Here is a 617-nt window from a genome sequence, read left to right as displayed (position 1 = left end):
TCGGGAAGAAAGGCGCAAGTTTGCCCATTTGCTCATCGGTCAGCCAGAAAAGTTCACTCATGTCACCACTCCTTTTCCGAGCCGTGAATCATGCAGAGAGACCGAAATCAATGCATCCTGACCCTAGTCAGGGGGCGATTATCACCGGTCTTATCTGGGGTGCGATTGTCGCCGACACGATTGACGGGCGCTTCAAAATGGCAGGCGGCTTTGCAATCGCAGCCTCTTTGATGTCCTCGGTGGGGATCATTCATTCCTACAAGCTGCAGATGCCCCAGCTCGATCCCATCACGATAGGCTACCTGATCGTTGGTGCGTTCATGTACCTATATCCGATGGTCGCGCCGAAAGAAGACCTCACGCGCCGTATCGTCGTGCCCGACGAGCCCGACCTTATGGACGAAGATATGCCCACCCAACAGGCCTGACCCGTCACGGGCGGCATCTCGCCGCCCGCCCAAACCTTCCCAGACTTGAGAACCCTATGACCAAAAAACTGCTTCGCTGGCGCCTTTTGACGTTTCACCGCGCCCCGCAAGATGGCTCTGATACTGACTCTTACTGCTACCATGAGGATGCCGGTCTGTTGATTTGCGACGGCATCATTAAGGACAGTG

The 617-nt window shown here is 55.4% G+C and carries 1 pseudogene; it reads left to right on the top strand.

Features of this window, described 5'->3' with window-relative positions:
* A pseudogene (locus tag FCK22_RS18010) lies at positions 1 to 428 on the top strand (hypothetical protein); the annotation flags it as partial.
* Positions 429 to 617 lie beyond the last annotated feature (189 nt).

This window comes from Sulfitobacter sp. 15WGC (genome assembly GCF_005068605.1).
Lineage (GTDB): Bacteria > Pseudomonadota > Alphaproteobacteria > Rhodobacterales > Rhodobacteraceae > Sulfitobacter > Sulfitobacter faviae.
The sequence above is the reverse complement of the archived record's forward strand: the minus strand, read 5'-3'. Positions and strand labels throughout refer to the sequence as shown.